The sequence below is a fragment of the Shewanella sp. YQ_9 genome (assembly GCF_043103185.1).
GTDB lineage: Bacteria > Pseudomonadota > Gammaproteobacteria > Enterobacterales > Shewanellaceae > Shewanella > Shewanella algae.
The window spans coordinates 94,411-116,211 of the sequence record NZ_JBICJO010000076.1 but is presented as its reverse complement, the minus strand read 5'-3'; the positions used below and the strand labels follow the sequence as shown (position 1 = coordinate 116,211).

17 protein-coding genes, 1 pseudogene and 1 riboswitch are annotated in these 21,801 nt (G+C 57.4%); of the genes and pseudogenes, 10 read left to right on the top strand and 8 right to left on the bottom strand.

Translation table 11 applies throughout. From position 1 onward, the window contains the following. Positions 1-12 precede the first annotated feature (12 nt). Together ACF8D4_RS21170 and ACF8D4_RS21165 are read left to right on the top strand one after the other, a co-directional pair. A complete protein-coding gene (locus tag ACF8D4_RS21170; protein ID WP_208125146.1) occupies positions 13-1,413 on the top strand; it encodes a tetrathionate reductase family octaheme c-type cytochrome in 1,401 nt (466 codons plus the stop codon). 276 nt (positions 1,414-1,689) lie between these two features. After that, positions 1,690-2,832: a putative sulfate/molybdate transporter gene (locus tag ACF8D4_RS21165; protein ID WP_144163975.1), complete on the top strand. Its 1,143-nt coding sequence runs from the start codon at positions 1,690-1,692 to the stop codon at positions 2,830-2,832. An 89-nt stretch (positions 2,833-2,921) separates the two neighbouring features. Here the strand turns inward: ACF8D4_RS21165 and ACF8D4_RS21160 are convergent, their stop codons facing one another. Genes ACF8D4_RS21160 through ACF8D4_RS21150 form a run of 3 tightly spaced genes read right to left on the bottom strand, consistent with a single transcriptional unit; the run spans position 2,922 to position 5,629 of the window. Further along, positions 2,922-3,932 carry a polysaccharide deacetylase family protein gene (locus ACF8D4_RS21160; protein WP_025010201.1) on the bottom strand — a complete coding sequence of 337 codons (1,011 nt, stop codon included), beginning with the start codon at positions 3,930-3,932 and terminating at the stop codon, positions 2,922-2,924. 12 nt (positions 3,933-3,944) lie between these two features. Then, positions 3,945-4,526, bottom strand: a complete 582-nt coding sequence (locus ACF8D4_RS21155; RefSeq protein ID WP_186295802.1) for an ester cyclase — start codon at positions 4,524-4,526, stop codon at positions 3,945-3,947. After that, the gene (locus tag ACF8D4_RS21150; RefSeq protein ID WP_144134094.1) at positions 4,523-5,629 is read right to left on the bottom strand and encodes an alkene reductase; all 1,107 of its coding nucleotides are present in this window, start codon (positions 5,627-5,629) and stop codon (positions 4,523-4,525) included. The genes ACF8D4_RS21155 and ACF8D4_RS21150 overlap by 4 nt, the downstream gene beginning before the upstream one ends. A 119-nt stretch (positions 5,630-5,748) precedes the next feature. Between ACF8D4_RS21150 and ACF8D4_RS21145 the strand changes: the two genes are divergently transcribed. Then, positions 5,749-6,660: a LysR family transcriptional regulator gene (locus ACF8D4_RS21145; protein WP_025889612.1), complete on the top strand. Its 912-nt coding sequence runs from the start codon at positions 5,749-5,751 to the stop codon at positions 6,658-6,660. 47 nt (positions 6,661-6,707) lie between these two features. Here the strand turns inward: ACF8D4_RS21145 and ACF8D4_RS21140 are convergent, their stop codons facing one another. Beyond that, positions 6,708-8,474, bottom strand: coding sequence for a PhnD/SsuA/transferrin family substrate-binding protein (locus ACF8D4_RS21140; protein WP_129586083.1), 1,767 nt, complete (start codon positions 8,472-8,474; stop codon positions 6,708-6,710). 236 nt (positions 8,475-8,710) lie between these two features. On the opposite strand from ACF8D4_RS21140, the gene ACF8D4_RS21135 reads away from it, so the two are divergent. Then, a complete protein-coding gene (locus ACF8D4_RS21135) occupies positions 8,711-9,328 on the top strand; it encodes a response regulator transcription factor (RefSeq protein WP_256873022.1) in 618 nt (205 codons plus the stop codon). A gap of 106 nt (positions 9,329-9,434) precedes the next feature. Next, the gene (locus tag ACF8D4_RS21130; protein ID WP_096141099.1) at positions 9,435-11,480 is read left to right on the top strand and encodes a TonB-dependent receptor; all 2,046 of its coding nucleotides are present in this window, start codon (positions 9,435-9,437) and stop codon (positions 11,478-11,480) included. A gap of 118 nt (positions 11,481-11,598) precedes the next feature. Here the strand turns inward: ACF8D4_RS21130 and ACF8D4_RS21125 are convergent, their stop codons facing one another. Further along, positions 11,599-12,129, bottom strand: coding sequence for a response regulator transcription factor (locus tag ACF8D4_RS21125; RefSeq protein WP_025010206.1), 531 nt, complete (start codon positions 12,127-12,129; stop codon positions 11,599-11,601). Then, complete coding sequence (locus ACF8D4_RS21120; RefSeq protein ID WP_392465177.1) at positions 12,126-13,418, bottom strand: ATP-binding protein; 1,293 nt, start codon at positions 13,416-13,418, stop codon at positions 12,126-12,128. Before ACF8D4_RS21120 ends, ACF8D4_RS21125 begins: the two co-directional genes overlap by 4 nt. Positions 13,419-13,643: 225 nt before the next feature. Between ACF8D4_RS21120 and ACF8D4_RS21115 the strand changes: the two genes are divergently transcribed. From ACF8D4_RS21115 to ACF8D4_RS21100, 4 genes and pseudogenes are all read left to right on the top strand, one after another. Next, positions 13,644-15,536 (top strand): alkaline phosphatase D family protein, encoded by a 1,893-nt coding sequence (locus tag ACF8D4_RS21115; protein ID WP_392465176.1) that lies wholly within the window; start codon positions 13,644-13,646, stop codon positions 15,534-15,536. A gap of 88 nt (positions 15,537-15,624) precedes the next feature. After that, positions 15,625-16,140, top strand: coding sequence for a GNAT family N-acetyltransferase (locus ACF8D4_RS21110; RefSeq protein WP_392465174.1), 516 nt, complete (start codon positions 15,625-15,627; stop codon positions 16,138-16,140). A gap of 122 nt (positions 16,141-16,262) precedes the next feature. Beyond that, positions 16,263-16,497 (top strand): annotated as a pseudogene (locus tag ACF8D4_RS21105) (DUF3302 domain-containing protein); the annotation flags it as partial. A gap of 314 nt (positions 16,498-16,811) precedes the next feature. Further along, positions 16,812-17,942 (top strand): HlyD family secretion protein, encoded by a 1,131-nt coding sequence (locus ACF8D4_RS21100; protein WP_392465172.1) that lies wholly within the window; start codon positions 16,812-16,814, stop codon positions 17,940-17,942. 84 nt (positions 17,943-18,026) lie between these two features. On the opposite strand, the gene ACF8D4_RS21095 is transcribed toward ACF8D4_RS21100, so the two are convergent. Further along, positions 18,027-19,607, bottom strand: a complete 1,581-nt coding sequence (locus ACF8D4_RS21095) for a Na+/H+ antiporter NhaC family protein (RefSeq protein ID WP_392465171.1) — start codon at positions 19,605-19,607, stop codon at positions 18,027-18,029. 88 nt (positions 19,608-19,695) lie between these two features. Beyond that, positions 19,696-19,867: riboswitch (Lysine riboswitch) on the bottom strand. A gap of 212 nt (positions 19,868-20,079) precedes the next feature. Here ACF8D4_RS21095 and ACF8D4_RS21090 point away from each other — a divergent pair. Next, entirely contained in the window at positions 20,080-20,907 is an 828-nt protein-coding gene (locus tag ACF8D4_RS21090) for a 5'-methylthioadenosine/S-adenosylhomocysteine nucleosidase (RefSeq protein WP_025010212.1), read from the top strand. Between the two features lie 180 nt (positions 20,908-21,087). Here ACF8D4_RS21090 and ACF8D4_RS21085 read toward each other — a convergent pair whose 3' ends face one another. Then, on the bottom strand, positions 21,088-21,795 hold the full coding sequence (locus ACF8D4_RS21085) for an oxidative stress defense protein (RefSeq protein WP_392465169.1): 708 nt from the start codon (positions 21,793-21,795) through the stop codon (positions 21,088-21,090). Between the last annotated feature and the right edge of the window lie 6 nt (positions 21,796-21,801).

The window sequence follows — 21,801 nt, the reverse complement described above, 5'->3', positions numbered from 1 at the left end:
GGAGGAACACAGATGAAAACATTTTATCTGCCATTTATAGCCACGGCACTCTGGCTCGGCCTCTTGAGCCCAGCCCAGGCCAGCGGCCCCCACAAAGAGGTGCTCAAGGGCCCTTTCAACACAGGCTCGGAAGTGACCCAGGCCTGTCTTGAGTGCCATGAAAAAGACGCCGATGACTTTATGCTGTCATCCCACTGGACCTGGGAGCTGGAGCAGGAACTGCCCGGACGCACAGTCAAACGGGGCAAGAAAAACTCCATCAACAACTTCTGTGTTTCCATTGCCGGTAACGAACCTCGCTGTACCGGCTGCCATGCCGGTTACGGCTGGAAAGACAACAGCTTCGACTTCAAGGACAAGACCAAGGTGGACTGCCTGGTGTGCCATGACACCACGGGTACCTATGTTAAAGATCCTGTCGCGGCCGGAGAGGTATTCAAGACAGTGGATCTGCTGCGGGTCGCCCAGAATGTCGGCAAGCCGGTGCGGGATAACTGCGGCAGCTGCCACTTCTACGGTGGCGGAGGAGATGCGGTCAAGCATGGCGATCTCGACTCTTCCATGGCCTACCCGGATAAGGCCACGGATGTGCATATGGACAGCGATGGCAATGACTTCCAGTGTCAGGAATGCCACACCACCCAGAAGCATATGATCAGCGGTAACGCCATGGGTGTGTCCCCCGGCGGTGAAGATCATATCGGCTGTGACAATTGCCACGACAGTGCACCACACGGCAACAAACAGCTGAACAAGCACGCGGCGATCGTGGCCTGTCAGACCTGCCACATTCCCTTCTTTGCCCGCCATGAACCCACCAAGCTGCACTGGGACTGGTCAACTGCCGGTGAAGACAGGGAAGAGAGCCTGGATCAATATGGTCGTCACAGCTACGCCAAGAAAAAGGGCAGCTTCGTTTGGGGCAAGATGGTCAAGCCCAGCTACGCCTGGTACAACGGCCGTGCCGATGCCTATATGGCCGGTGACAAGATGGATCCCGAGCAGGTCACCCGTCTGACCTTCCCCCTGGGTGACATTCAGGATCCCAAGGCGAAGATCTACCCCTTCAAGGTGCACACAGGCAAGCAGGTGTACGACAAGGTCAACAAGGTGCTGCTCAATCCCAAGACCTATGGCAAGGGCGGTTTCTGGTCTGAGTTTGACTGGGATAAGGCGATTCGCTTAGGGATGGCCGCCAGCGAGCCCATGCAGGCCAAGGGCATCAGCTATAGCGGTCAGTACGGCTTTGCTCAAACCGAAATGTGGTGGCGCATCAACCACATGGTCTCGCCCAAGAGTGAAGCGCTCAAGTGCGCCGACTGCCACAATGGCGGTGACCGCCTCGACTGGCAGGCGCTGGGCTATGAGGGCGACCCCATGAAGCACAAAGGCGGCGTCCGCCACGCCCGCTGATCCAATTCAGGCAAGCCCTGAAGACCGGCTCCCGCATCTCCCTGCCTCCCGGGAGCCGGTCACTCTCATCTGTTACTCTCTCATCTGGTACTCTCCAAACGAGATGCCACTTATCCCTAAAAAAGACATTTAGACCCAGAATCGGGCCAAAGTGTCCAAGCGGCACTACACTGAATTAGACTATGACGGTAAATTCGGGTCATTGATGATGCAACTCCCTACAAAAAATGGCATTTTTCTTGCGTTGTCTGGGCATCCTTTTCTGTGGCAAGTGCAATGACAACAAACGGCAAGACTTTTTCCTCATTAAACCGCTCCCTGGGTGAGCTCAGCGGCGCCTTTGCCGATCTGGGAACCTTTCTTCCTCTGGTGCTTGGGCTGATCGCCCTGAATCAGTTTTCTCCCCAAGGCATTTTTCTCGGTTTCGGTCTCTTTGCCCTGGCCACCGCCCTGTTTTATCGCCGCCCCATTCCCGTGCAACCCATGAAGGTGATTGCCGCCCTGGTCATCGCCCAGGGGCTGACACCCGGCATGATGCAAGCCAGCGCCATGCTGATGGGAGTAATACTGCTGGTACTGGCGGCCTCCGGCGCCATCAGTTGGCTGTCGCGGCAAATATCCCAGGCTGTCAGTGTCGGTATCCAACTGGCCATAGGGCTGCAGCTGTTGTGGATGGGTTTCAAGATGATGGCCGACGAGCCTGTGCTGGGATTCGGCGCCTTCGCACTGATTTTCTTTGCCCGCTTTATCCCGCTGCGCTATCTGGCCATGCCCTTGGTGATTGCCCTCGGCATGCTGTGGCAATACCAGCAAGGCGGCAGCGACAGCAGCTTTGTGTTCAACAACACGCCTTGGCACTTGAGCTGGCCCGAGTTAAATGACTGGGGCGCCGCGGCGACCCTGTTGGTGCTGCCGCAACTGGCGTTGACTTTGACCAATGCCGTTATCGCCACCTCAGTAATGGCCAAAGAGAAGTTCCCCGAAGACAGCAAGCGTTTCAGCCCCAAGGCCTTTGCTACCAGCTCTGGCCTGGCCAATCTGCTGCTGAGCCCCTTCGGTGCTTCGGCCATGTGCCACGGTGCCGGTGGGTTGGCGGTGCAATACCATTTCGGTGCCCGCCACCTATGGGCGCCGCTGATCTTCGGCGGCAGTTGCCTGCTAATAGCCCTCTCCTGGGGGGAAAACGTGGCCTGGCTGCTGAGCCTTATTCCGCTGGCTATTCTCGGTAGTCTGCTGTCCACCGCCGGCTTGCAGTTGGCCTGGTCCAAACGCCTCTTGGACGGCAAGCCTTTCTGTATCTTTGTTATCCTGGCGACCGCTGTGGTGAGCCTGGCCGTCAATGCCGCCGCCGGTCTGGCTGTAGGTGTGGTGCTGGAATTCGGCCGCCGTCAGTGGCAAACCCTGAGCGCACTGCGCTGATCTCAATCCACAAAGCCACCATCCCAGGTTCAAACTGAGCCTGGGATGGTGGCTTTAGAGTCGATGGCAGGCGTTATCTGCCGGGCCACTTAGCCTGCCGGGAAGCGGCGCGGCGGATTAAGCGGCACATCGTTTTGGCTCAAGGCCCACCTGGCAATCTCATCCTTACGCATAAAACCGACATCTGCATGAGACTTGGCGTACTCAAGGAAGGAATTGAGTGCGCTGACGATTCCGGGGGCACCGCCTATCCTGTCGTGAACACTGATGGACATCATGCGTCTGCGGTCTGCCCCTTCGAGATAGAGGCAGTCAAATTCATCCTTGAGTTCCTGCAGGAAGGCCGCGGCTGTCATGGCTGTATTGCCGCCGAAGCGGCCTATATCGTTGTTGCGCAGGCTATAGGGCACCACGGCAAACGGCTTTCCTTTGACAGGGATCAGCGACGGCTCATCGCGGCCCAGATCATCTATGTGATAGATAAAACCGAGCTGCTGCAGTATCTCCAGCGTCTTGGGGGTATGCCGCATCCAAAAGGCGTTGAACCCCAACGGCCGCTGGCCGGTGATCCGCTCAAGAGTGGCAATACTCTGCTCATAGGAGCCGCGCTCTTCGGCTTCACTCATGCTGTACTGCGGCGTCCAACTCTGACCATGGCCGGAGATCTCATGACCATGCTCGGCTACGGCTCTGGCAAGCTCAGGAGCCAGTTCGGCAGCCCGCCCCACCATGTGCGACGTCACCTTGATACCGTGTTTGTCCCACAGCCGCAAAAGCCGGGGGATCCCCTCATTCATGCCGTAGGCGTACCAAGTCGGCGTGATGGTATCAACATAACCCGGCTCCATGGGGGGAAACGGCCCTTCGGCATTTGCCCCTTGGGCTCCCGCTTCAAACTGCATTGAGATGGAGATAACCAGGCGCTCACCATTGGGCCAGAAATGGCGCTTGCCTGCTGGGTTATTTTTGCCATCAGCGGCCGCAGCCCCTGGAAGCAACATGGGCGTGCTCATACCACCAGCGGCCACGGCGGTTTGACTTAGACCCAAACCGGCAGCCAGAGCGCCGCCGGCCATTAAAAATTGTCTGCGTGAATGCATACTCTTTGCTCCTTAAGGCTTGAGATTCATCTGGGAGAAAAGACTCTGATAGTCTTCCAGATGCCAGTTGTCTGTAATACGGCCTTGCTTAACCCGGTAGAGATCCACCGCCTGAAAATTTATCGCCTGCCCCTGACCCTGCTGTTCGCCAAATTGGCCACTGAAATGACCACGAAACCTCAGACGCACAGTGACATAGTCATCGGCCACCAGGAGATGCTCAATCTCAGCGCTGAGATCCGGCACCGCCTGTCTGAAGTCCTCTGATGCCTGTAATACCCCGCCGAGTCCCTGAGGCCGCCCGCTTGGCAGCGTACGATCGACAAAGTGCTCACTCAGGGCTGCACGGGCAAAGGCCGGATCGCCACTGTTCCAAAATGCGGCGTAAAGACGTGCCGCCTGGACAATCTCGGCCTCAGTTTGACTGCCATCTGTCACCAGAACCTTGGGCACAGGCAAGTTTGTTGCCAAAGCAGCCGGTCTGGCCACTACTGATGCAGCACTTAAGGCCAAAGCGCTACAGAGCAAGGCCGACCAAATAGCGGCGCGGCTCAAGGCCCGAGGCGCATTGAGCGCCGGGCTTTCCCGCTTCATTGACCCACCTCAAGAGGCTGCAACGCCGGATAATCTGTGTATCCCTCAGCGCCGCCTCCAAACAGTGGGCCAGTGCCGAGCGGCGCCAGCGGCTTACCGAGCTGTAAACGTTTGGGCAGATCCGGGTTGGAGATAAAGGGGCGGCCAAAGGCCACTAGATCGGCATAGCCTTGCTCCAATACTGTTTCGGCGCGTTCAAGATCGTAGCGACCGGCCACTATGATGCAGCCTGGAAAGGCATGACGCAGGCTGCGACGAAAGCTTTCGGGAATCTCAGGAGCATCGTCCCAATCGGCTTCAGACAAGTGCAGATAAGCGACTCCTCGCTTGTTAAGCTCGGCTGCCGCCAGGAGTATGGTGTCGACGATTTCCGGGCAAGCCATATCCTTAAAGGTGACATAGGGCGCCAGGCGAATCCCCACCCGCTCCGGGCCTATGCGTTCGGCGATGGCATCTACCACCTGCAGCAGGAAACGCACTCTGTTGGCCTTAGTGCCGCCGTAAGCATCGTTACGCTTATTGGAGTTGGTCCGCAGAAACTGATCGATCAGATAACCGTTGCCACCATGTACCTCAATGCCATCAAAACCCGCTTCAACGGCATTGACTGCGGCATTGGCAAAATCATTCACAACCCGGTCGATATCAGCCTGGGTCATGGCTCTGGGTTCCGGACAATCCACCATCTGGCCACCATCACTGCCGTTTGAAACCCACACCTGAGTCGCCGTCGGTGCTATGGCCGAAGGGGCTATCGGCGCATCTCCCTTCTGGAACACGGGGTGAGACACCCTGCCAACATGCCAAAGCTGATTGAAGATTCGTCCACCGGCGTCATGCACGGCGCGGGTAACCAAACGCCATCCCTGCAGCTGCTCTTGGGTGTAGATCCCGGGTGTAAAGGAATAGCCCTGGCTGTCGTCGGAAATCTGGGTGGCTTCTGTGATGATAAGCCCTGCCGAGGCGCGCTGACGGTAGTATTCCGCCATCATGGCATTGGGAATGTTGCCCGGTTGACTGGTGCGCGAACGCGTCATGGGGGCCATGACCACCCGATTGGACAGATACAATCCCTTGAGGGAATATGGAACGAACAGTGACATATGAAACTCCTGATGACTGAATGGCGAGCTCGCCGGAACACTTCACAGGCTCATTGTCTATCTTTCGAACTTGATTGATAATTGGGCTATTACTTAACTTATTTTCAAATAATTTTTGAATGTATCATCTCAATGATCTGCAACTGGCCTTACGGGTGGCCGAACTTCAGAGCCTGTCTGCCGCCGGACGCGAGCTGGGCATGACCCCGGCCGCCGCCAGTGCCGCGCTGCAGCGGCTGGAAAAGAAGCTGGGCAGCCAGTTGTTTGCCCGCTCAACCCGGCGACTGCAGCTCACCGAAGAGGGACAAGTGTTTGTCGATGCCGCCCGTCAGGCGATGGGGCTTTTGGACAACGCCGCCATGGCGTTGGCGGAAAGCCGCGGCGAGCTCAAAGGAGAAGTCAGGTTGGCACTGCCTTCGGACTTGGGCCGCAGCCTGATACGTCCCTGGCTGGACCAACTGATGGCCGGGGCGCCCGAGTTGTCACTGCAGTATTTCTTCGGCGATCAGCTGACAGATCTCATCGGCCAGAATGTTCACCTGGCACTGAGGTACGGCCATTTGAGCGACTCCAGCCTGATGCGGCGGCATCTCTTGTATGTGCACAGGGTGGCGGTGGCCTCGCCTGAGTATCTGGCCCATTATGGTCGGCCCAAGACGCCCCATGAACTGAGCCAACATAAGGTGCTGATCCTCAATCGTGGCGGCGAGCCTTGGCAACGCTGGGGCTTCACGGAAGCCGGTAACCCATTGGCCGTCGAGGTGAAAGGCAGGCGAATAGCCAATGATGGCGCCGTCATTCGCGACTGGGCCCTGGAGGGCCAGGGCATCGCCTTCAAGAGCTGGTTGGATGTCGCCGAAGATGTGCATGCCGGGCGGCTGATTAACCTTTTTTCGCCCCAGCAATGCGAGACTGTGCCGCTGCAAATCCTGTACCTGCATACCGACTACCCCAGCTTCAAGGTGCGGCGGGTGATAGATTTTCTGGCCGACAGGTTTCAGACATTTGAGCGGCGCTTTCCGTTGATTTGAACCTAGCCCATTCTTGCGCAGTGTTGTCGGGATTAGCGCCGGACTTTCTATTCGCTCAGGGCTGTTGCCCCCAGAGGCAGCCACACTCGCACTCGGCAGCCGCGGCACTCGCGGCGGTTTTCCAGCTCCAGATGACCATTATGCTGGGTCACCACGTCGCGGCAGATAGCCAATCCCAGCCCCAAACCATCCTCCTTGGTGGTGGCGAAAGACAGCATTAATTCAGCCGCCGAGGCGCTCAACCCCGTGCCTGTATCCAAGAGTTCCAACAGCAACCACTCTCCCTTGGTCCCGGCGGCTGGGGGCGCGGCCTGATAGTCGAGTTTGAGTTGGATCTCCCGTTTACCCGATACCGCATCCAGGGCATCCATGGCATTTTTCAGCAGGTTAACCAGCATCTGACTCAGCCCCACTGCATCCCCCAGCAATGGTCGCTCCGGCCCGCGACGACTTATTTTGAGCTCAACCCCCTGCTGCTCCATCGGCCGCTGAAACAGCGCCAGTGCATCCCTGAGCAGCGACTCTATCACCACAGGCTCAGATTCGGCCCGGCGCCGACGCAGCAAACCGCGAATACGATGCACCACGGCCCCAGCGCGGATAGACTGATTATTGATCTTGGTCAGCACCTCACGCATGGCATCGGCGCGCTCGCCACAGCCCTCGGCGGCGCGCTGCTCCAGCACCATCATGGCGCCTTCGCTGTATTGAGTAATGGCGGCAATCGGCTGGTTGAGTTCATGCGCCAGCCCGGCACCAATTTCGCCCAGAATAGCGGCACTCTGCATTCGTTCCAGTTGCAACTCTTTATCCCGCAGTTGTCGCTCTGTTGCCAGCAGGAATTCGCTCTTCTGGCGGAACTTGTACTCCAGCCACAGGTGGTAGAGAGTGGAGATCAGGAACAGTAACAGCAGCGCTCCGCCCCACTCTTTGTTCTTGCGTACCCAGTCGATGGCGGCTTCATACAAAGGGGGTGGGCCGCCGTGGAGATCCAGCTCCTCATACAGTTTGATCACCTTGAGCTGACTGATAGGAGCTGTCCAGCCCATGGTGTCGGCCTTGATCGCCGCTTCAGAGTCGGAAGGCAAGTCGAACAGCGCCCGGGTCACCGACTGGGTGATATGGCTGGGCACCAGGTCAGAGGCGGCAAATGACCAGTTGGGATAGAGGGCACTGCTGGTTTCACAGTCATAGCCCTCGGGCTTGACGCCGTTGATCACCCGATAGTCCTGGCGCTGCACCAAGCCGGTTTCCACCATCTCTTCCAGGGTACAGAAGGGGGTGATGGCGGCATCCACTGTGCGGTCACGCACCTGGTAAACCAGAGGCTCCAGCGGAAACCCCAGAAAACGCACCTCACCGAAAAAACGCTTGGCGGCAAAGCCACGCTTATTCAGCAAGCCTACTGTCGCCTGATATCCCCCCAGCGCCTGAGGATCGCTGGCCACCACAGTGGCGCCGCGCAGCTCCTCAATATTACGCACCGGGCTGTCGGCCCGCACTATGATCGCCGAGCTGATGGCAAAGGTGGTTCCCTGATGCTTGCGGCTACGCATGGTGGCCAGCCAGGACAGGGGCAGCTTGCTGCTGAGGCTAAGATACTGCCCTGGGTTGGTCACAATAAAGTGGATCCTGTGCTCCAGCAGTTGCTGGCTCATTTGATCAAAGGTCAGCGGCTCCACCTCGAAACGATTGCCGGGCAGCTGTTGGCTGAGATAACGCATCATGGGGCGCCATCTCTCTTTTGCCTGGGCAACCCCGTGATTGGCCAGTACCCCGACCCGGAACACAGCCTCTATGGGCTCGTCACCCATTTCGGCATCGGTCGCCGGTTCATACAGTTGCGCCGAAGCCGAAGCACACCCGGCCCCCAACAACAGTATCAAGATTAATATTCTGGCCATTCCAACTCCCCTTTCATCCATGAAGATAAGCTAATACAGACGGCGAAAAAATAACTTGATGGAGGGCAAATGTCGGCCAACACCTCAGTGATCTGGCTCTAAAAGCCAACAACCGGGTTTGAGCCCAGTCGCGACAAAGATTAGGATTGGCTTATTCACCCGAGAGAGGCAAGTATGTGACTGACACAGCGCTTTATTTGGTGGACGACGATGCCGCCGTCCGGGATTCACTCGGCTTTATGCTGAGCCAATTCGGTTACCGGCTGCAAGCCTTTGACAGCGGCCAGGCATTTCTCCAGGCCGCCGAGTTGGAGGCGCCTGGCTGCGTAATCCTCGACAGCCGCATGCCGGAACTCACCGGCCAGCAGGTACAACAGAGATTATTGGAGGCCAACAGCCCCTTGGGGATCATCTTTCTCACCGGCCATGGCGATCTGCCGATGGCCGTTGACGCCTTTCGTCAGGGAGCCTGCGACTTTTTCCAGAAACCGGTTGCCGGCAAAGCGCTGGCAGCCGCCATCGAAAAAGCCTTCGACTACAGCCTCAAGACCCATGAACAGCAGCAACTGCAGCAGAAATACGCCACCCTGACCGAGCGGGAGCAACAGGTACTGCAGCTTCTGGTGCAGGGAATGACCAATAAACAGATGTCCGAAGCTCTCTATCTGTCGCTGCGAACCATAGAAGTGCATCGCGCCAAGATCATGAAAAAGCTTGGTGTTCACAGTATTGCCGAACTGATTAAGTTCACGCCCTTGGTTTGACCCTCTCCCGGGTGCGACAGCTTGTCGCACTTTGGCTGTTTAGCTTTGCCCCATCCGCGCACAAGCCCCAAAATGGGTCATTCAAAACAACCAAAATCAATAAGATATGCGCTTTTCACCTTCTCCTCTCGCTCTGGCTTTACTGCCAATAATCGGTCTGGGCTCAGCCGCCAAGGCCAGTGATTCTCCCATGGAAGTGCTGGTGGTGCGCGGCAGCGTACAGAGCAGCGTGCTGCAGACCTCGCCAGAAGCCACCGCGCCCAAGGCCGATATCAGTGGTCTGCTCAAGTCACTGCCCGGCGCCAACGTCAACAGTAACGGTCCACTAACCGGCATAGCCCAGTATCGTGGCCTCTTTGGCGATAGAGTCGAAACCCAGGTCGGCGGCATGAGCATGGCCGGTGCCGGTCCCAACGCCATGGATACCCCCTTGAGCTATGCCGTACCTGTGATCACAGAGCAGTTAGAGCTGGATCGCGGCATAGCCCCGGTCGCCAGCGGCGTCGATACCTTAGGTGGCAGCATCCGGGTAGTGGAGTCCCAGGCACGTTTCGATGAAGTCAGCGGCCTGGTCAGCGGCCAATACCAGCACAATGGCGAGCAGAGCCGCATCGGCGTCAAGAGCAACTTCGGCGGCGAGCGGCAGGCACTCATGTTGTATGGCGACTTGTTCAAGGGCAATGATGTGCCCGAGAGCGGCGATAACCACCCACTGCTGCCAGGAGTCTACGACAAGCAGGTGTTTGGTGGTGAATACAGGTTCAACCTGGCCGACAGCAACGCCGATGATGAGTCGATAGCCTTCTCGTTCCAGCATCTGGAAACCACAGATGCCGCCACCCCGGCGCTGCCGATGGATATCGACTATATCCGTACCGACAGGTTTAAGCTCAGTGGTGAGCACCTGCTGGCCGATTGGCAGACACGCTGGCATCTGGGCTACAGCGATGCCCGTCACGGCATGGACAACTTCAGCCTACGGATGAAAATGCCTACCATGGCACCGCGCTACACCATAGCCGATTCCAAGAGTTTCGACGGCCATTGGCAAATGGCGAAAGACAGCTGGGAATTTGGCTTGGATTGGCGCCATGCCGAGCACGACACTGTGGTGACAGACCCCAGCAACAGCAAGTTCCGGGTGGATAACTTCAACGGTGTCAACGACAGTGTTTACAGCCTCTACGCCCAATGGCAGCAGGATTTTGGCCGGTGGAGCTGGCAACTGGGTAGCCGGGTGAAACACTACAGGTTTGATGCCGATCCCGTGAGTCACTCTATGGCGGCGATGAAACCGGCAATCAAGACCCTGATGGACAGATTCAATCAGGCCGATCGCAGCCAAAACGATACCGGGCTGGACTTGGTGATCAACGGCCGCTTTGAAATCGACAGTGAGCTGGATGCCATAATCGGCCTGGCGCGTAAACAGGCCAGTGCCAGCTATCAACAGCGCTATCTCTGGGTGCCGATGCAGTCCACCGGTGGCCTGGCCGATGGCCGAACCTATGTGGGCCAGATGGACTTGGAGCTGGAAACCGCCTGGCAACTGGAACTGGGGCTGGATTTACACCGTCAGGATTTCAACCTGACCCCTAGGGTATTTGTCCAAAGGATAGACAACTATATTCAGGGCCTGCCCACGGATGATCCTGCCGTTATCGCCGCCGGCGATGCCAACACTTTGGTGTTCAGCAATACCGACGCCCTGCTCTACGGCATGGATGTCAACGCCCACTGGCAGTTGCATGAACAGTGGAGCCTGGATCTGCAGGCAGCCTATACCTATGGTGAGCGCCGCGACGTGGAAGACAAGCTTTACCGTATCGCCCCACCCAACCTGACTCTGGGACTCAACTGGGATCAGGGCAGCTGGTTTGCCCGCCTGGAGACAGTAGCGGTTGCCGCCCAGGATAAGGTGTCGGCCACTCAGCTGGAGCAGGAAACTGCAGGCTACGGCTTGGTGAATCTGGCGGCCGGTTACCGCGGTGACAGCTTTATGCTCAAGGCCGGGGTCGATAACCTGCTGGACAGAGAATATGTCGATCATCTCGCCGGTTATAACCGGGTAATGGGCGGTGATATCGCCGTTGGCGAGCGTTTGCCACAACCCGGTCTCAACGCCTGGGTCATGGGCGAGTACCGTTTTTAAGGGCGCCCCGGTTGCCCGCTTAAGGGTTCATCCTCACCGTGCTCCCGCAGGCCGTTGAGATTTCCACTGCAATTGAACCTGCCCCGGCCTTTTCTCGTCTCGAAAGGCCGGGATTTTTTTAAGCAACTGGCTTCTTGGCCAGCTTGCGTTGCAGGGTGCGGCGATGCATTCCCAACTGGCGGGCGGTGGCCGAGACATTACCCTTATTGGCATTGAGTACCTGCTGAATATGTTCCCACTCCAAGCGCTTGGGGTGCAGCGGGGTTTCATCAGGCAAGGATGAAGCCGTGTGGGATTTGGGCTCGACTTTGAGTGCCGCCAGCAGTGTCCGGGTGTCGGCCGGCTTGGCCAGATAGTTGTCTGCCCCCAGTTTCACCGCCTCCACCGCAGTGGCTATGCTGGCAAAGCCTGTTAGCAGCACAATACAGGCCTTGGGCAAGCTGGCTCGCAGCGGCACTATCAGGTTGAGGCCGTTGCTTTGCGCCAATTTCATATCCAGCAGCACATGGCTCGGTTGCCAGCTACGGGCGCTGAGCAGTGCTTGGCTGGCATCTTCGGCATGGCAGCACTCGAAATCATGCCGCTGCATACGCCGCTTCAGAATGGCTGCCAGCGCCAGGTCATCTTCAACTATCAATAACCGCTTCATGCCGCATCTCCTTTACCGGCAGAAACCGGCAATAAGGGCAGACTGATACGCGCCTCACAGCCCTGTGGGCCGTTGTGCAACACCAGCTCGCCCCCCAGCTTCTCCAGGCTGGCGTGACTCAAGAGCACGGCAACCCCCATACCTGTGCGGCTCGCCACCGGCATCAGCCCAAGCTCGCCCAAGAGATGCGCCTCTATGCCGCGGCCATAATCCTTGATGTTAATTTCAAGCCGAGTGTCACCGAGGGAGTCGAAGCCAATTTCAACCTTGGGCTCGCCTGTATTGTTGAGGCTGGCCTTGGCGGCGTTATCCACCAGCGCCAGCAGCGCCGGCAATAGACTGGCATCTGTGATAATTTCACGTTCAGTCAGGCCTACAGGCAGGGTGAGGCTGAAATCCACCTCGGGCATCAACAGCATGAGTTGCTGGCGCATATTTTGCCCCAGTGCCGCCAATGTCACGGCCTGGCGGCGACGTTCACGAATCGATTCGGTGGCATTCCGCAGTTCATTGAGAGTGACTTCACAGCGGGACAGCGCCTGGCCCATTTGCGCCTGCGCCTCGGCATCCAGGCCCTCTTCCATGGCTTCATCCAGCAGTAATCTCAGGCTCGCCAGCGGCGTTGCCAACTGGTGTGCCATCTGCGCCGAAGCTGTGCCCAACGCCAGCAGTTGTTCCTGCCGCAGCTGATTTTCTCTCAGCCAACCAAGCTCGGTATCCTGGCGCCGCAGACGACGGCTTATCAGAGCGACACTGGTGGTCAACACCAGTGCCGACACCACGAAGTTAAGCCACATCCCCAGGAAGTGAGAGCTCATATCCATGCCGTGATGGCGCATATGCCCTTCCGGCAAGCTCAAGATCATCAGGCTGTAGGCCAGGGTCGACAGCGCCGCCAGGCTCCAACTGCCCCAGGCGGGCAAGGTGACCGCCGCCAGCGCAATCGGCACCAGCAGCAGCGAAATAAAGGCATTTGTGGCCCCACCGGAAAACCACAGCCAGGAGATCCAAAACAGGGTATCCAGCAACAGGGCGATAAAGATACCGGCACTCTGGCGATAGAGGGGATGACGCAGCCACAGGGTCAAGGCCAGATAGGCGCTTTCCAGCCCAAACACCCACCACAAGGGTTCAGGCTGCAGCGTCAGGCCAAAGGCATCGCTGCCGAGCAGGGTCAGCCCCAGTTGCAGCAGCAACCCCAAAACCCGCAGCAACGCCAGTTGATCGGCCGCCGCCAGGCCACCGGTTCGACCAAATATGCCATCCATTCCCATCCGGGTGCTTTTCATTCGTCTATTATCCGAAAACCTGCAAAGGCGTTGAGGCGGCAGATATGCCAAGTTGGCTGTGGTGTCACAAGACTCAGGGATATCAATGCCTGCCGTTATCGCCTTGGCACAGCTGCTTTACATCATTAACAAGGCTTCACATTTTAGGGACTTTTCAAAGCCAAAGCACTTGTTTACCCTGTGGATTCACCTTTTTTCATTCCTGAGAGGCTGCAGAACCCGCCGATGACCACTTCCTCTTCCTTGCCGCTGATCCTGGCCGGCCCGATATTGCGCCACTGCGACCGGGACCATTTCACCCTCTGGTGGGTCAGCAGCAAGCCGTTGAGCCCGCAATTGACGCTTAAGTTGAGTCACAAGTCGGCGCCCTTGCCGTTGAATGAAGAACAAGTGCACAGAGTACAACTGGGTGAACATGCCTGGCAGTATCTGCTGCACCTGGAGGTTCCCGGATTGCTGCCCCAAGGGCAAGCCGTGGGTTACAGCTTGGAAGATGCCGATGGTCAGTCGCTGTTCGCCGATATCGAAGGCCTGTGTTATCCGGATAAATCCACCCCCGAACTGGTGCTGCAGCCCAGGCTGGATCGTTTGCTGCACGGCTCCTGTCGCAACCCGCATCATCACAGCGGCGACGCACTGGTGGCGGCCGATACTCTGCTGGAGCAGAACAATGCCCCTGCCGAGCGACCGGCGCTGCTGATGTTGAGCGGCGATCAGCTCTATGTCGATGATGTGGCTGGCCCCACCCTGGTGGCCATTGCCCAGGTAATAGCGCTGCTGGGACTGAAACAGGAAAGCTTTAGCGACGCCCCGCTCAAAGACTCGGCGCAGATAGATTATGGCCCAGACTCCCTCTACCTGCGGCCAAAGCAGCTCTTGCCCCGAACCCAGTATCCGGCCAAGACAGCACTCTGGCGCTGGTATATCAACCACCCCATATTCACCTCCTCGATGGCAGAAAACCATCTGCTGAGCTTCGCCGAAGTTACTGCCCTGTATCTTTTAATCTGGTCGCCGGAACTGTGGCAGCAACTGGAACTGCCGCTGCAGTTGCCCGGGCTGAGCGGTAAACGGGCACAGGAGTGGCAGGCCCAGTGGCAACATCTGTTGGAGTTCAAGGCGGGCCTTGGCAAGGTCAGGCGCCTTTTGGCGCATCTGCCCACCTATATGATTTTCGACGATCATGACATTACCGACGACTGGAACCTCACGGCCCGCTGGGAAGAGGCCGCCTATGGTCACGCCTTCTCCAAGCGCATCATAGGCAATGCCCTGCTGGGTTACACCCTGTTTCAGGCCCTTGGCAATCAACCCAAGAGGTTTACCGACTTTTTCGAAGAGCTGAGCGGCCTCTATCTGGCCGACAGCGAGCGCCAGGATGCCCTGATAGACAAGCTGCTCAAATGTGAGAACTGGCACTACACCCTGGATACTCAACCCAGAATGGTGGTACTGGATACCCGTACCCGCCGCTGGCGCAGCGAATCCAACCTGGCCAAGCCTTCCGGATTGATGGACTGGGAGGCGTTGATGGATCTGCAGCAGGCACTGCTGGGGCAGGATAAGGTCATCATAGTGTCGGCAGCGCCGATTTTCGGGGTCAAACTGATTGAGGCGGTGCAGCGCACGGCCACCCTGATCGGTGCTTCGCTGCTGGTGGACGCCGAAAACTGGATGGCGCACCCCGGCGCCGCCAACGCCCTGCTGTCGATCTTCATGCACAGACGTACCCCGCAGGAATTTGTGATCCTCTCCGGCGATGTGCACTACTCCTTTGCTTATGACATAGGGATCCGCTTTCGCCGCGCCAGTCCCAACATCTACCAGATCACCGCCAGCGGCATCAAAAATCAGTTCCCGGAAAAGCTGCTGCCTGTGTTTGATAAGCTCAACGGTTGGCTCTATGGGCATTTCTCGCCGCTCAATCTGCTGACCAAACGCAAACGTATGTCGATCCGCGGCCGCCGCCCCAATGGGGAACGCAGCAAACGCCTGGTCAACCAAAGCGGTATCGGCCTCCTGGAACTGGCAGAAAACGGCGCCCCCAAGCGGATAGCCGTACTGCATGCCGATATGAGCCGGACCGAGTTTCAAGCGCCCAAAGAGAGCCGCGACTGATACTTTGTGCCAGAACAGTTCCCATTGAAGTAATGGCGCGTTGCCCGGCTTGTGGCATACTCAGGCGAAACCACCTTGGGAGCCTAAGATGCATCTGTGTCACTGCCAACTTGAGCAACATGGCGAGGCGATACGCGCCATCTTCAACCATGCCATTGCCCATACCACAGCCCTTTATGAATACCAGCCAAGGAGCGAACAGCAGATCCGCGATTGGTTCGGCGCCAAACAGCAAGGCAACTGGCCGATTCTGGGCGCCGAGGATGAGCAGGGACAACTGTTGGGATTTGCCAGCTTCGGCCCGTTTCGCGGCTATCCGGCCAACCTCTACTCGGTGGAACACTCTGTGTATGTGCACCCGGAGCATAGAGGCAAAGGGGGGGCGCGTTTTCTGATGCAGCATTTGATAACCCAGGCCCGGGAGCGCGGCATGCGCACCATGGTGGGCGCCATAGATGCCGGAAACCAGGCCAGTATCGCCCTGCACCTGAAGTTGGGGTTCAAACACTCAGGCACCCTACCCCAGGTGGGCTATAAGTTCGGTCGCTGGCTGGATTTGACGTTTTATCAGCTTATGCTGCCGGGACCTGCCGAGCCCAAATAACCCTTTCGGGCACGAGCCGATTTTCGTCTTATGCCCCTGAAAAAATTCATCATTACCGGGCAATCCGCCTGCGGCCATCTACACTTATTCAAGCGTATTTACGAATAAGGGAATCCGATTAGATGACACTGGATTATATCGCGCTGGGGATGCTGATCTTTGTCGCCCTGGTGATCTTCTACGGGGTGATAGTGATCCACGACATCCCCTACGAGCTGGCCAAGAAACGCAACCACCCCCATCAGGACGCCATTCACTACGCCGGCTGGGTGAGCCTGTTTACCCTGCATGTGCTGTGGCCGTTTCTGTGGATCTGGGCCACACTCTGGCGCGAGGACAGGGGCTGGGGCTTTGACAAGATCCAACAGGAGCAGCAATCACTGCACCATGAAACCGTACTCTTGGCGCAGCAGTTGGAGCTATTGAGTGAAAAAGTCGCCGCCCTGGAAGCCCAAAAGCATGCCGCAGAGGCTCTTGCAGCGCCGAGTGCCCAAGTCCAAGTCCAAAGCCAAAACCAAGCCCCAACCCAAGTCCAAACATCTTCAGAAGAGCCCCCAGCCAACCCCAAACCCACCAGCGGCGTGGACTTGGATACGGCAGCAGACTCGACCGACATTCCAGCTACAGATAATCAGAGCCAGAGCAATAACAAAAATGGGGAGAACAGATAAATGGATCTCTTGCTTATCCTCACTTATACCGCCATCTGCGTCGCCATCTTCAAGATTTTCCGCATCCCGCTCAACAAGTGGAGTGTGCCCACCGCCGTGCTCGGCGGAGTAGTACTGATAGGCACCTTGATTTTGTTGATGAACTACAACCATCCCCATACCGCCATGGGCAGCCAGATGTATGTCACCACCCCGCTGATCCCCTCGGTGCGCGGCAAGGTCATAGAAGTGCCCGTCATCCCCAACAAACTGCTGAAGGAGGGCGAGCTGCTGTTCCGGGTCGATCCGACTCCTTATCAGACAGAAGTCACCCGGCTGGAGGCCAGCCTGGAGCAGGCCAAACAGGCGGTATTGGGGCTGGACGCCGCCTATAAGGCCGCCGAGGCCAGTCGCATCAAGGCCGAGGCCGAACGGGACAGAACCCAACTGGAATATGAGCGCTACCGCCGCGGTTTTGAAAAAGGCGCCTTCACCCGTGCCGATGTCGACAACCGTCGTCAGTACTATCTCGGCGCCCAGGCCTCAGTAGAGGCGGCCGAGGCCGAAGCCCGGCGCGCCAAGCTGGCACTGGAAGCCGAGTATCAGGGGCAAAACACCCAGGTGGCCGAAATTTCCGCCATGTTGGAAAAAGCCAGATTCAATCTGGAGGAAACCAGCATGCGCGCCCCCTCAGACGGTTATGTGACCCAGTTGACCCTGAGACCGGGAATGATGGTGGTGCCCATGCCCCTCAGGCCTGTGATGACCTTTGTCCATCAGGAGGAGCGCTTTTTTGTCGGCGCCTTTAGGCAAAACTCGCTGCTGCGGCTGAAACCCGGTTTCAAGGCCGAGCTGATCTTCCGCGCCCTGCCGGGCAAGGTGTTTCAAGCCGAAGTTGTCGAAGTGCTGCCGGCCATAGGTGAATCTCAGGTGCAGGCGCAGGGGCAGCTCTATGGCTCGTCACAAATTCGCCTCAACGGCCGGCCACTGGTAAAACTCAAGCCGCTGGACGATCTGAGTCAGTATCATTTGCCACTGGGCACCAATGTGGAGATCGCCATCTATTCCGATAGCTTTGAGCATGTATCAATCATGCGTAAAGTATTGATAAGGATGAAAAGCTGGCAGAACTATCTCTATCTGGATCACTGATACTCCTTATCGTCACGCAAGCCCTATAAAAGTAAAAAGCCCCGGGGGAAACTCCCGGGGCTTTTTTGGTATCCCATCTCAGCCTCAGCCGATGGCGGCCTCGGGAGCCGCCTGGAAGCGCCTGGCGTGATAGAGGCAGAAGAGTACAAACCAAGCGGCACTCACCAGGAAACCAGCCAGGGTGGAATGCAGCAGCCCCATGGCCAGATACCCCAGCGCCGCCCCGAAGGCGACGGTCAGGGCATAAGGCAACTGGGTCAGCACATGATCTATATGGTGACAGCCGGCGCCGGTGGCCGACAGAATACTGGTGCTGGATATGGGCGAACTGTGGTCGCCAAACACAGCGCCAGCCAACACAGCCGACAGCATGGGCAGCAGAAGTTGGATATCGCTGGCGGCGGCCATATCACCGGCGAGTGGCAACATGATACCGAAAGTGCCCCAGCTGGTGCCTGTGGCAAAAGCCATTGCACAGGAGAGCACAAACACCACCACAGGCAGCAGCCCTGTGGGCAGGTTGCCGTTGGCCAGGCTGGCGAGATATTTGCCGGTTTCCATGTCACGCACCACGGCGCCTATGGTCCAGGCAAACAGCAGTATGTTGATCGCCGGCAACATGGCCATGACCCCTCTGGGGGCAGCGCGCAGCCAAGTGGATATCCCAAGACCGAGACGCAGAGCCAACAGGCCGGACACCGCCAGGCTGCAAAGGGCGCCATAAACCAAAGACGAACCCACATTGGTATGTTCAAAGGCGCCCAGCACACTGAAGGCCTGACCATTGGCGGCCAATACCTGAGCCCCGGAGTCCAGCATGAAATAGATACTCGCCGCCGTCAGTGTCACTATCGGCAACACCATATCCAGCATGCCGCCGCGGCTGTCGGCCGGGGCTTCCATATCCAGCCCTATTGGCCGGCCCTTGGATTCATCCCAGAGCTTGCCTTCGAGCGCCCGTTGCTCATGCTGTCGCATCGGCCCAATATCCAGTTGGAAGGCGATGACTACCACCACCATGATCAGGGTAAATACCGCATAGAGATTCATGGGGATCATCTGCACAAAGGCGGCGATCGGGCTCTGCTCTGTCACCCCATGGGCCACGAGTATGCCGCCCACCAGGGCGATGATATAGGCCCCCCAGGAGGAGATGGGCATCAATACGCACACGGGTGCCGCGGTTGAGTCCAGCAGATAGGCCAACTTAGCGCGGGAGATCTGGAATCTGTCGGTCACAGGGCGGCAAATGGGCCCCACCGACAGACTGTGGAAGAAGTCGTCAATAAAGAAGGCAAACACCATCAAGCCGGTGAGCGACTTGGCGCTCTTGCGGCTCTGGCAGCGCCTGGCGGCCCATTCGGCGAAGGCCCGGGTCGCCCCCGAGGCGGTCATCAAGCTGATAAGCCCACCCAGCAGCAGCATAAATAGCAGCATATTCAGGTTATCGCTGTTGGGAGCACCATCGACCCAGAAGATTTTCAGCACACTGTCAAACAGGTAGCGCAGCGATTGCAGCGGTGAAAACTGCTGTAACATCAGGCTGCCGGCGACTATGCCAACCCCGAGGGAGAGCAGTACTCTACGGGTGATGATCGCCAGCGCAACCGCCAGCAGAGGAGGAACTATGGACCAGGGAGAGTCCGCAAAATGCATGATATTCATGATCTCTTTACACCTAAAACAACTAAGGTGGAGATCTACCGATAGGATCGAAGAAACTCAGACCAAGGAGGGCAGAAACTTCTCAGCTCCTTCAGGTAGCGCTCCATAGTGGATGACTATGGCAGTCCTGCACCTGTTAGATACAGAACCAGCAGCTAGGTTTGATGGCCTGGCTACTTCGGCGCCGACTCCTTTCCCCGGGCCTCAAAGGCATCACCCTCTTCCCGGTTACTCTTAGGCAGCGCGCCTCTACTCAAAGGTATTCGACTGGCATTCTAACTATCACGGCCCCAATAGCAAGCCAGATTGTGCCTCTGGCGGTAAATATCCCTCCCGGTTGGCATTAAGCCTTTGGCAAGTGACTCATGTCTGGGCTCGCAAATGCCAACTCCGGCTGTTGACGGCAACCACAGCTACACCTAGGATCGCCCTCCCCTACCGCGACACTGAAATAACAATTAAAGGTGTGCAAATGACTCTGTTACAACGTTTTTGTGTGGCACTCTGTGCCTTGTTCTCCAGCCATTCCATGGCAACGCCCACCCGGTCACCTATACTGCTGCAAGGCGCCATGGATGTCGAAGTCGACACCCTGGTTCAGGCCCTGAAAGACCCCAAACAGACAACTCTTGGTTCCTGGACTTTCTGGCAAGGCACTGTGGATGGCTATCCTGTCATAGTGTCCCGTACTGAAATAGGTATGGCCAATGCCGCCGCCTCCACCACACTGGCGATAGAAAAATTTCAACCCGGTTTTATTATCAACCAGGGCACCTCCGGCGGCCACGACCCGGCGCTGCACCGCGGCGACATAGTATTGGGGAAATACAGCTTCAATATGGGTTCCTATCGCAGCGTTCTACACCCCAAAGGCCAGGGCATAGATCCCAAACGCTGGCATAACTTCGATGTCACCATGCGTTTGCGTCAGGATGGCAAGCTGGTGGAACACAAGCGCTTTGATGCCGATCCCAAGCTGCTGGCTCTGGGACAACAACTGGCGTCAGCTTATCGCCATGGCAAGGTAGTGACCGGCGTGATCGGCAGTGCCGATGAGTGGAACCGCGAAGTCGACCGCATCGAGTGGCTGCACCAAACTTATCAAACCTCGGCCGAAGAGATGGAAACCGCTGCGGCCGCCCTGGTTGCCAAGGCCTATGCGATCCCTTTTATCGGGATTCGGGTACTCTCCAATACCGACCTGCACGGCGAAGAGTTTGAGCCACAAACCGCTATCCACTGTCAGCAGTTTGTCATTGAGTACACCAAGAAGTTGATCGCAGGTTTGGAAGGTAAATAAAACCTAGTCGCTCTAATGGCAAACAAGTGCCGCTGGATTGTCTCTTTGGCTTTTCCTGTAAGCACCTAATCTTAAGTAATCAGCAATAAGAGAAATTGCTTGGATTACCGGCTGGAAAACAAACAATGCGGGCACCACCAGGGGGCCCGCATCATAACTGTCAGACAGGATAACTTGGGTTTAGTCACGCAGCTTGTAGCTGACCTCGACCCTGTCGGAGAAAGTTACCTGGCCATACTCATAGCTCTGGTTGATAGCGCCTTCAGCCATCATGGCGGCCTTGTACATAACAGGACGCACCGGGCCTTGGTCGAAATAACGAATCGACCAGACGCCATCGAGTTTCTCGCCAAATCCGGCCGCCAGCTCACGGGCCTTTTGCTTGGCATCTTCAATGGCCGCCTGCCGCGCCTGCTTGCGCATCTCGGCTTCTTTACTGGACTTGAGGTTGATCTGGTTCACCTTGTTGATCCCGCCTATTAGTGCCGAGTCCAGTATGGGGTTGAGCTGATCCAACTGTTTCACCAACACGGTCACACTGCGACTGGCGCGATACCCCTTGAGCTCGGGCGCCTTGTCCTTGAGGTAAACATACTCAGGTTGCAGATTCAGATTGGCGGCGGCAATCGACTCCTTGGCGACCCCAGCCTTGAGCAGGCGCTCGATAAAAGCGGCCACCGCCTTGTCGGATGCGGCCTTGGCCGCCTTGGCATCAGATTCGCTTAATGACACTTCAACATGGATTTCAGCCATATCCGGCTCAACCTGTATCTGGCTGACGCCTGTAGTTTCCAGCAGAGGTCTATCCTGGGCCAGTACCGAGTGGCTCATCAGAGTAGCGGGTAACAGTGCGCCTATCAGCGCCAGATTCAGCAGAGATTTTTTCATCTTGGT

What these genes read in the sequence shown, in the direction of transcription:
- ACF8D4_RS21170 (WP_208125146.1), top strand. Translation starts at nt 13, where the DNA reads ATGAAAACATTTTATCTGCCATTTATAGCCACGGCACTCTGGCTCGGC.
- ACF8D4_RS21165 (WP_144163975.1), top strand. Translation starts at nt 1,690, where the DNA reads ATGACAACAAACGGCAAGACTTTTTCCTCATTAAACCGCTCCCTGGGT.
- ACF8D4_RS21160 (WP_025010201.1), bottom strand. Translation starts at nt 3,932, where the DNA reads ATGCATTCACGCAGACAATTTTTAATGGCCGGCGGCGCTCTGGCTGCC.
- ACF8D4_RS21155 (WP_186295802.1), bottom strand. Translation starts at nt 4,526, where the DNA reads ATGAAGCGGGAAAGCCCGGCGCTCAATGCGCCTCGGGCCTTGAGCCGC.
- ACF8D4_RS21150 (WP_144134094.1), bottom strand. Translation starts at nt 5,629, where the DNA reads ATGTCACTGTTCGTTCCATATTCCCTCAAGGGATTGTATCTGTCCAAT.
- ACF8D4_RS21145 (WP_025889612.1), top strand. Translation starts at nt 5,749, where the DNA reads ATGTATCATCTCAATGATCTGCAACTGGCCTTACGGGTGGCCGAACTT.
- ACF8D4_RS21140 (WP_129586083.1), bottom strand. Translation starts at nt 8,474, where the DNA reads ATGGGTGACGAGCCCATAGAGGCTGTGTTCCGGGTCGGGGTACTGGCC.
- ACF8D4_RS21130 (WP_096141099.1), top strand. Translation starts at nt 9,435, where the DNA reads ATGCGCTTTTCACCTTCTCCTCTCGCTCTGGCTTTACTGCCAATAATC.
- ACF8D4_RS21125 (WP_025010206.1), bottom strand. Translation starts at nt 12,129, where the DNA reads ATGAAGCGGTTATTGATAGTTGAAGATGACCTGGCGCTGGCAGCCATT.
- ACF8D4_RS21120 (WP_392465177.1), bottom strand. Translation starts at nt 13,418, where the DNA reads ATGAAAAGCACCCGGATGGGAATGGATGGCATATTTGGTCGAACCGGT.
- ACF8D4_RS21115 (WP_392465176.1), top strand. Translation starts at nt 13,644, where the DNA reads ATGACCACTTCCTCTTCCTTGCCGCTGATCCTGGCCGGCCCGATATTG.
- ACF8D4_RS21110 (WP_392465174.1), top strand. Translation starts at nt 15,625, where the DNA reads ATGCATCTGTGTCACTGCCAACTTGAGCAACATGGCGAGGCGATACGC.
- ACF8D4_RS21100 (WP_392465172.1), top strand. Translation starts at nt 16,812, where the DNA reads ATGGATCTCTTGCTTATCCTCACTTATACCGCCATCTGCGTCGCCATC.
- ACF8D4_RS21095 (WP_392465171.1), bottom strand. Translation starts at nt 19,607, where the DNA reads ATGAATATCATGCATTTTGCGGACTCTCCCTGGTCCATAGTTCCTCCT.
- ACF8D4_RS21090 (WP_025010212.1), top strand. Translation starts at nt 20,080, where the DNA reads ATGACTCTGTTACAACGTTTTTGTGTGGCACTCTGTGCCTTGTTCTCC.
- ACF8D4_RS21085 (WP_392465169.1), bottom strand. Translation starts at nt 21,795, where the DNA reads ATGAAAAAATCTCTGCTGAATCTGGCGCTGATAGGCGCACTGTTACCC.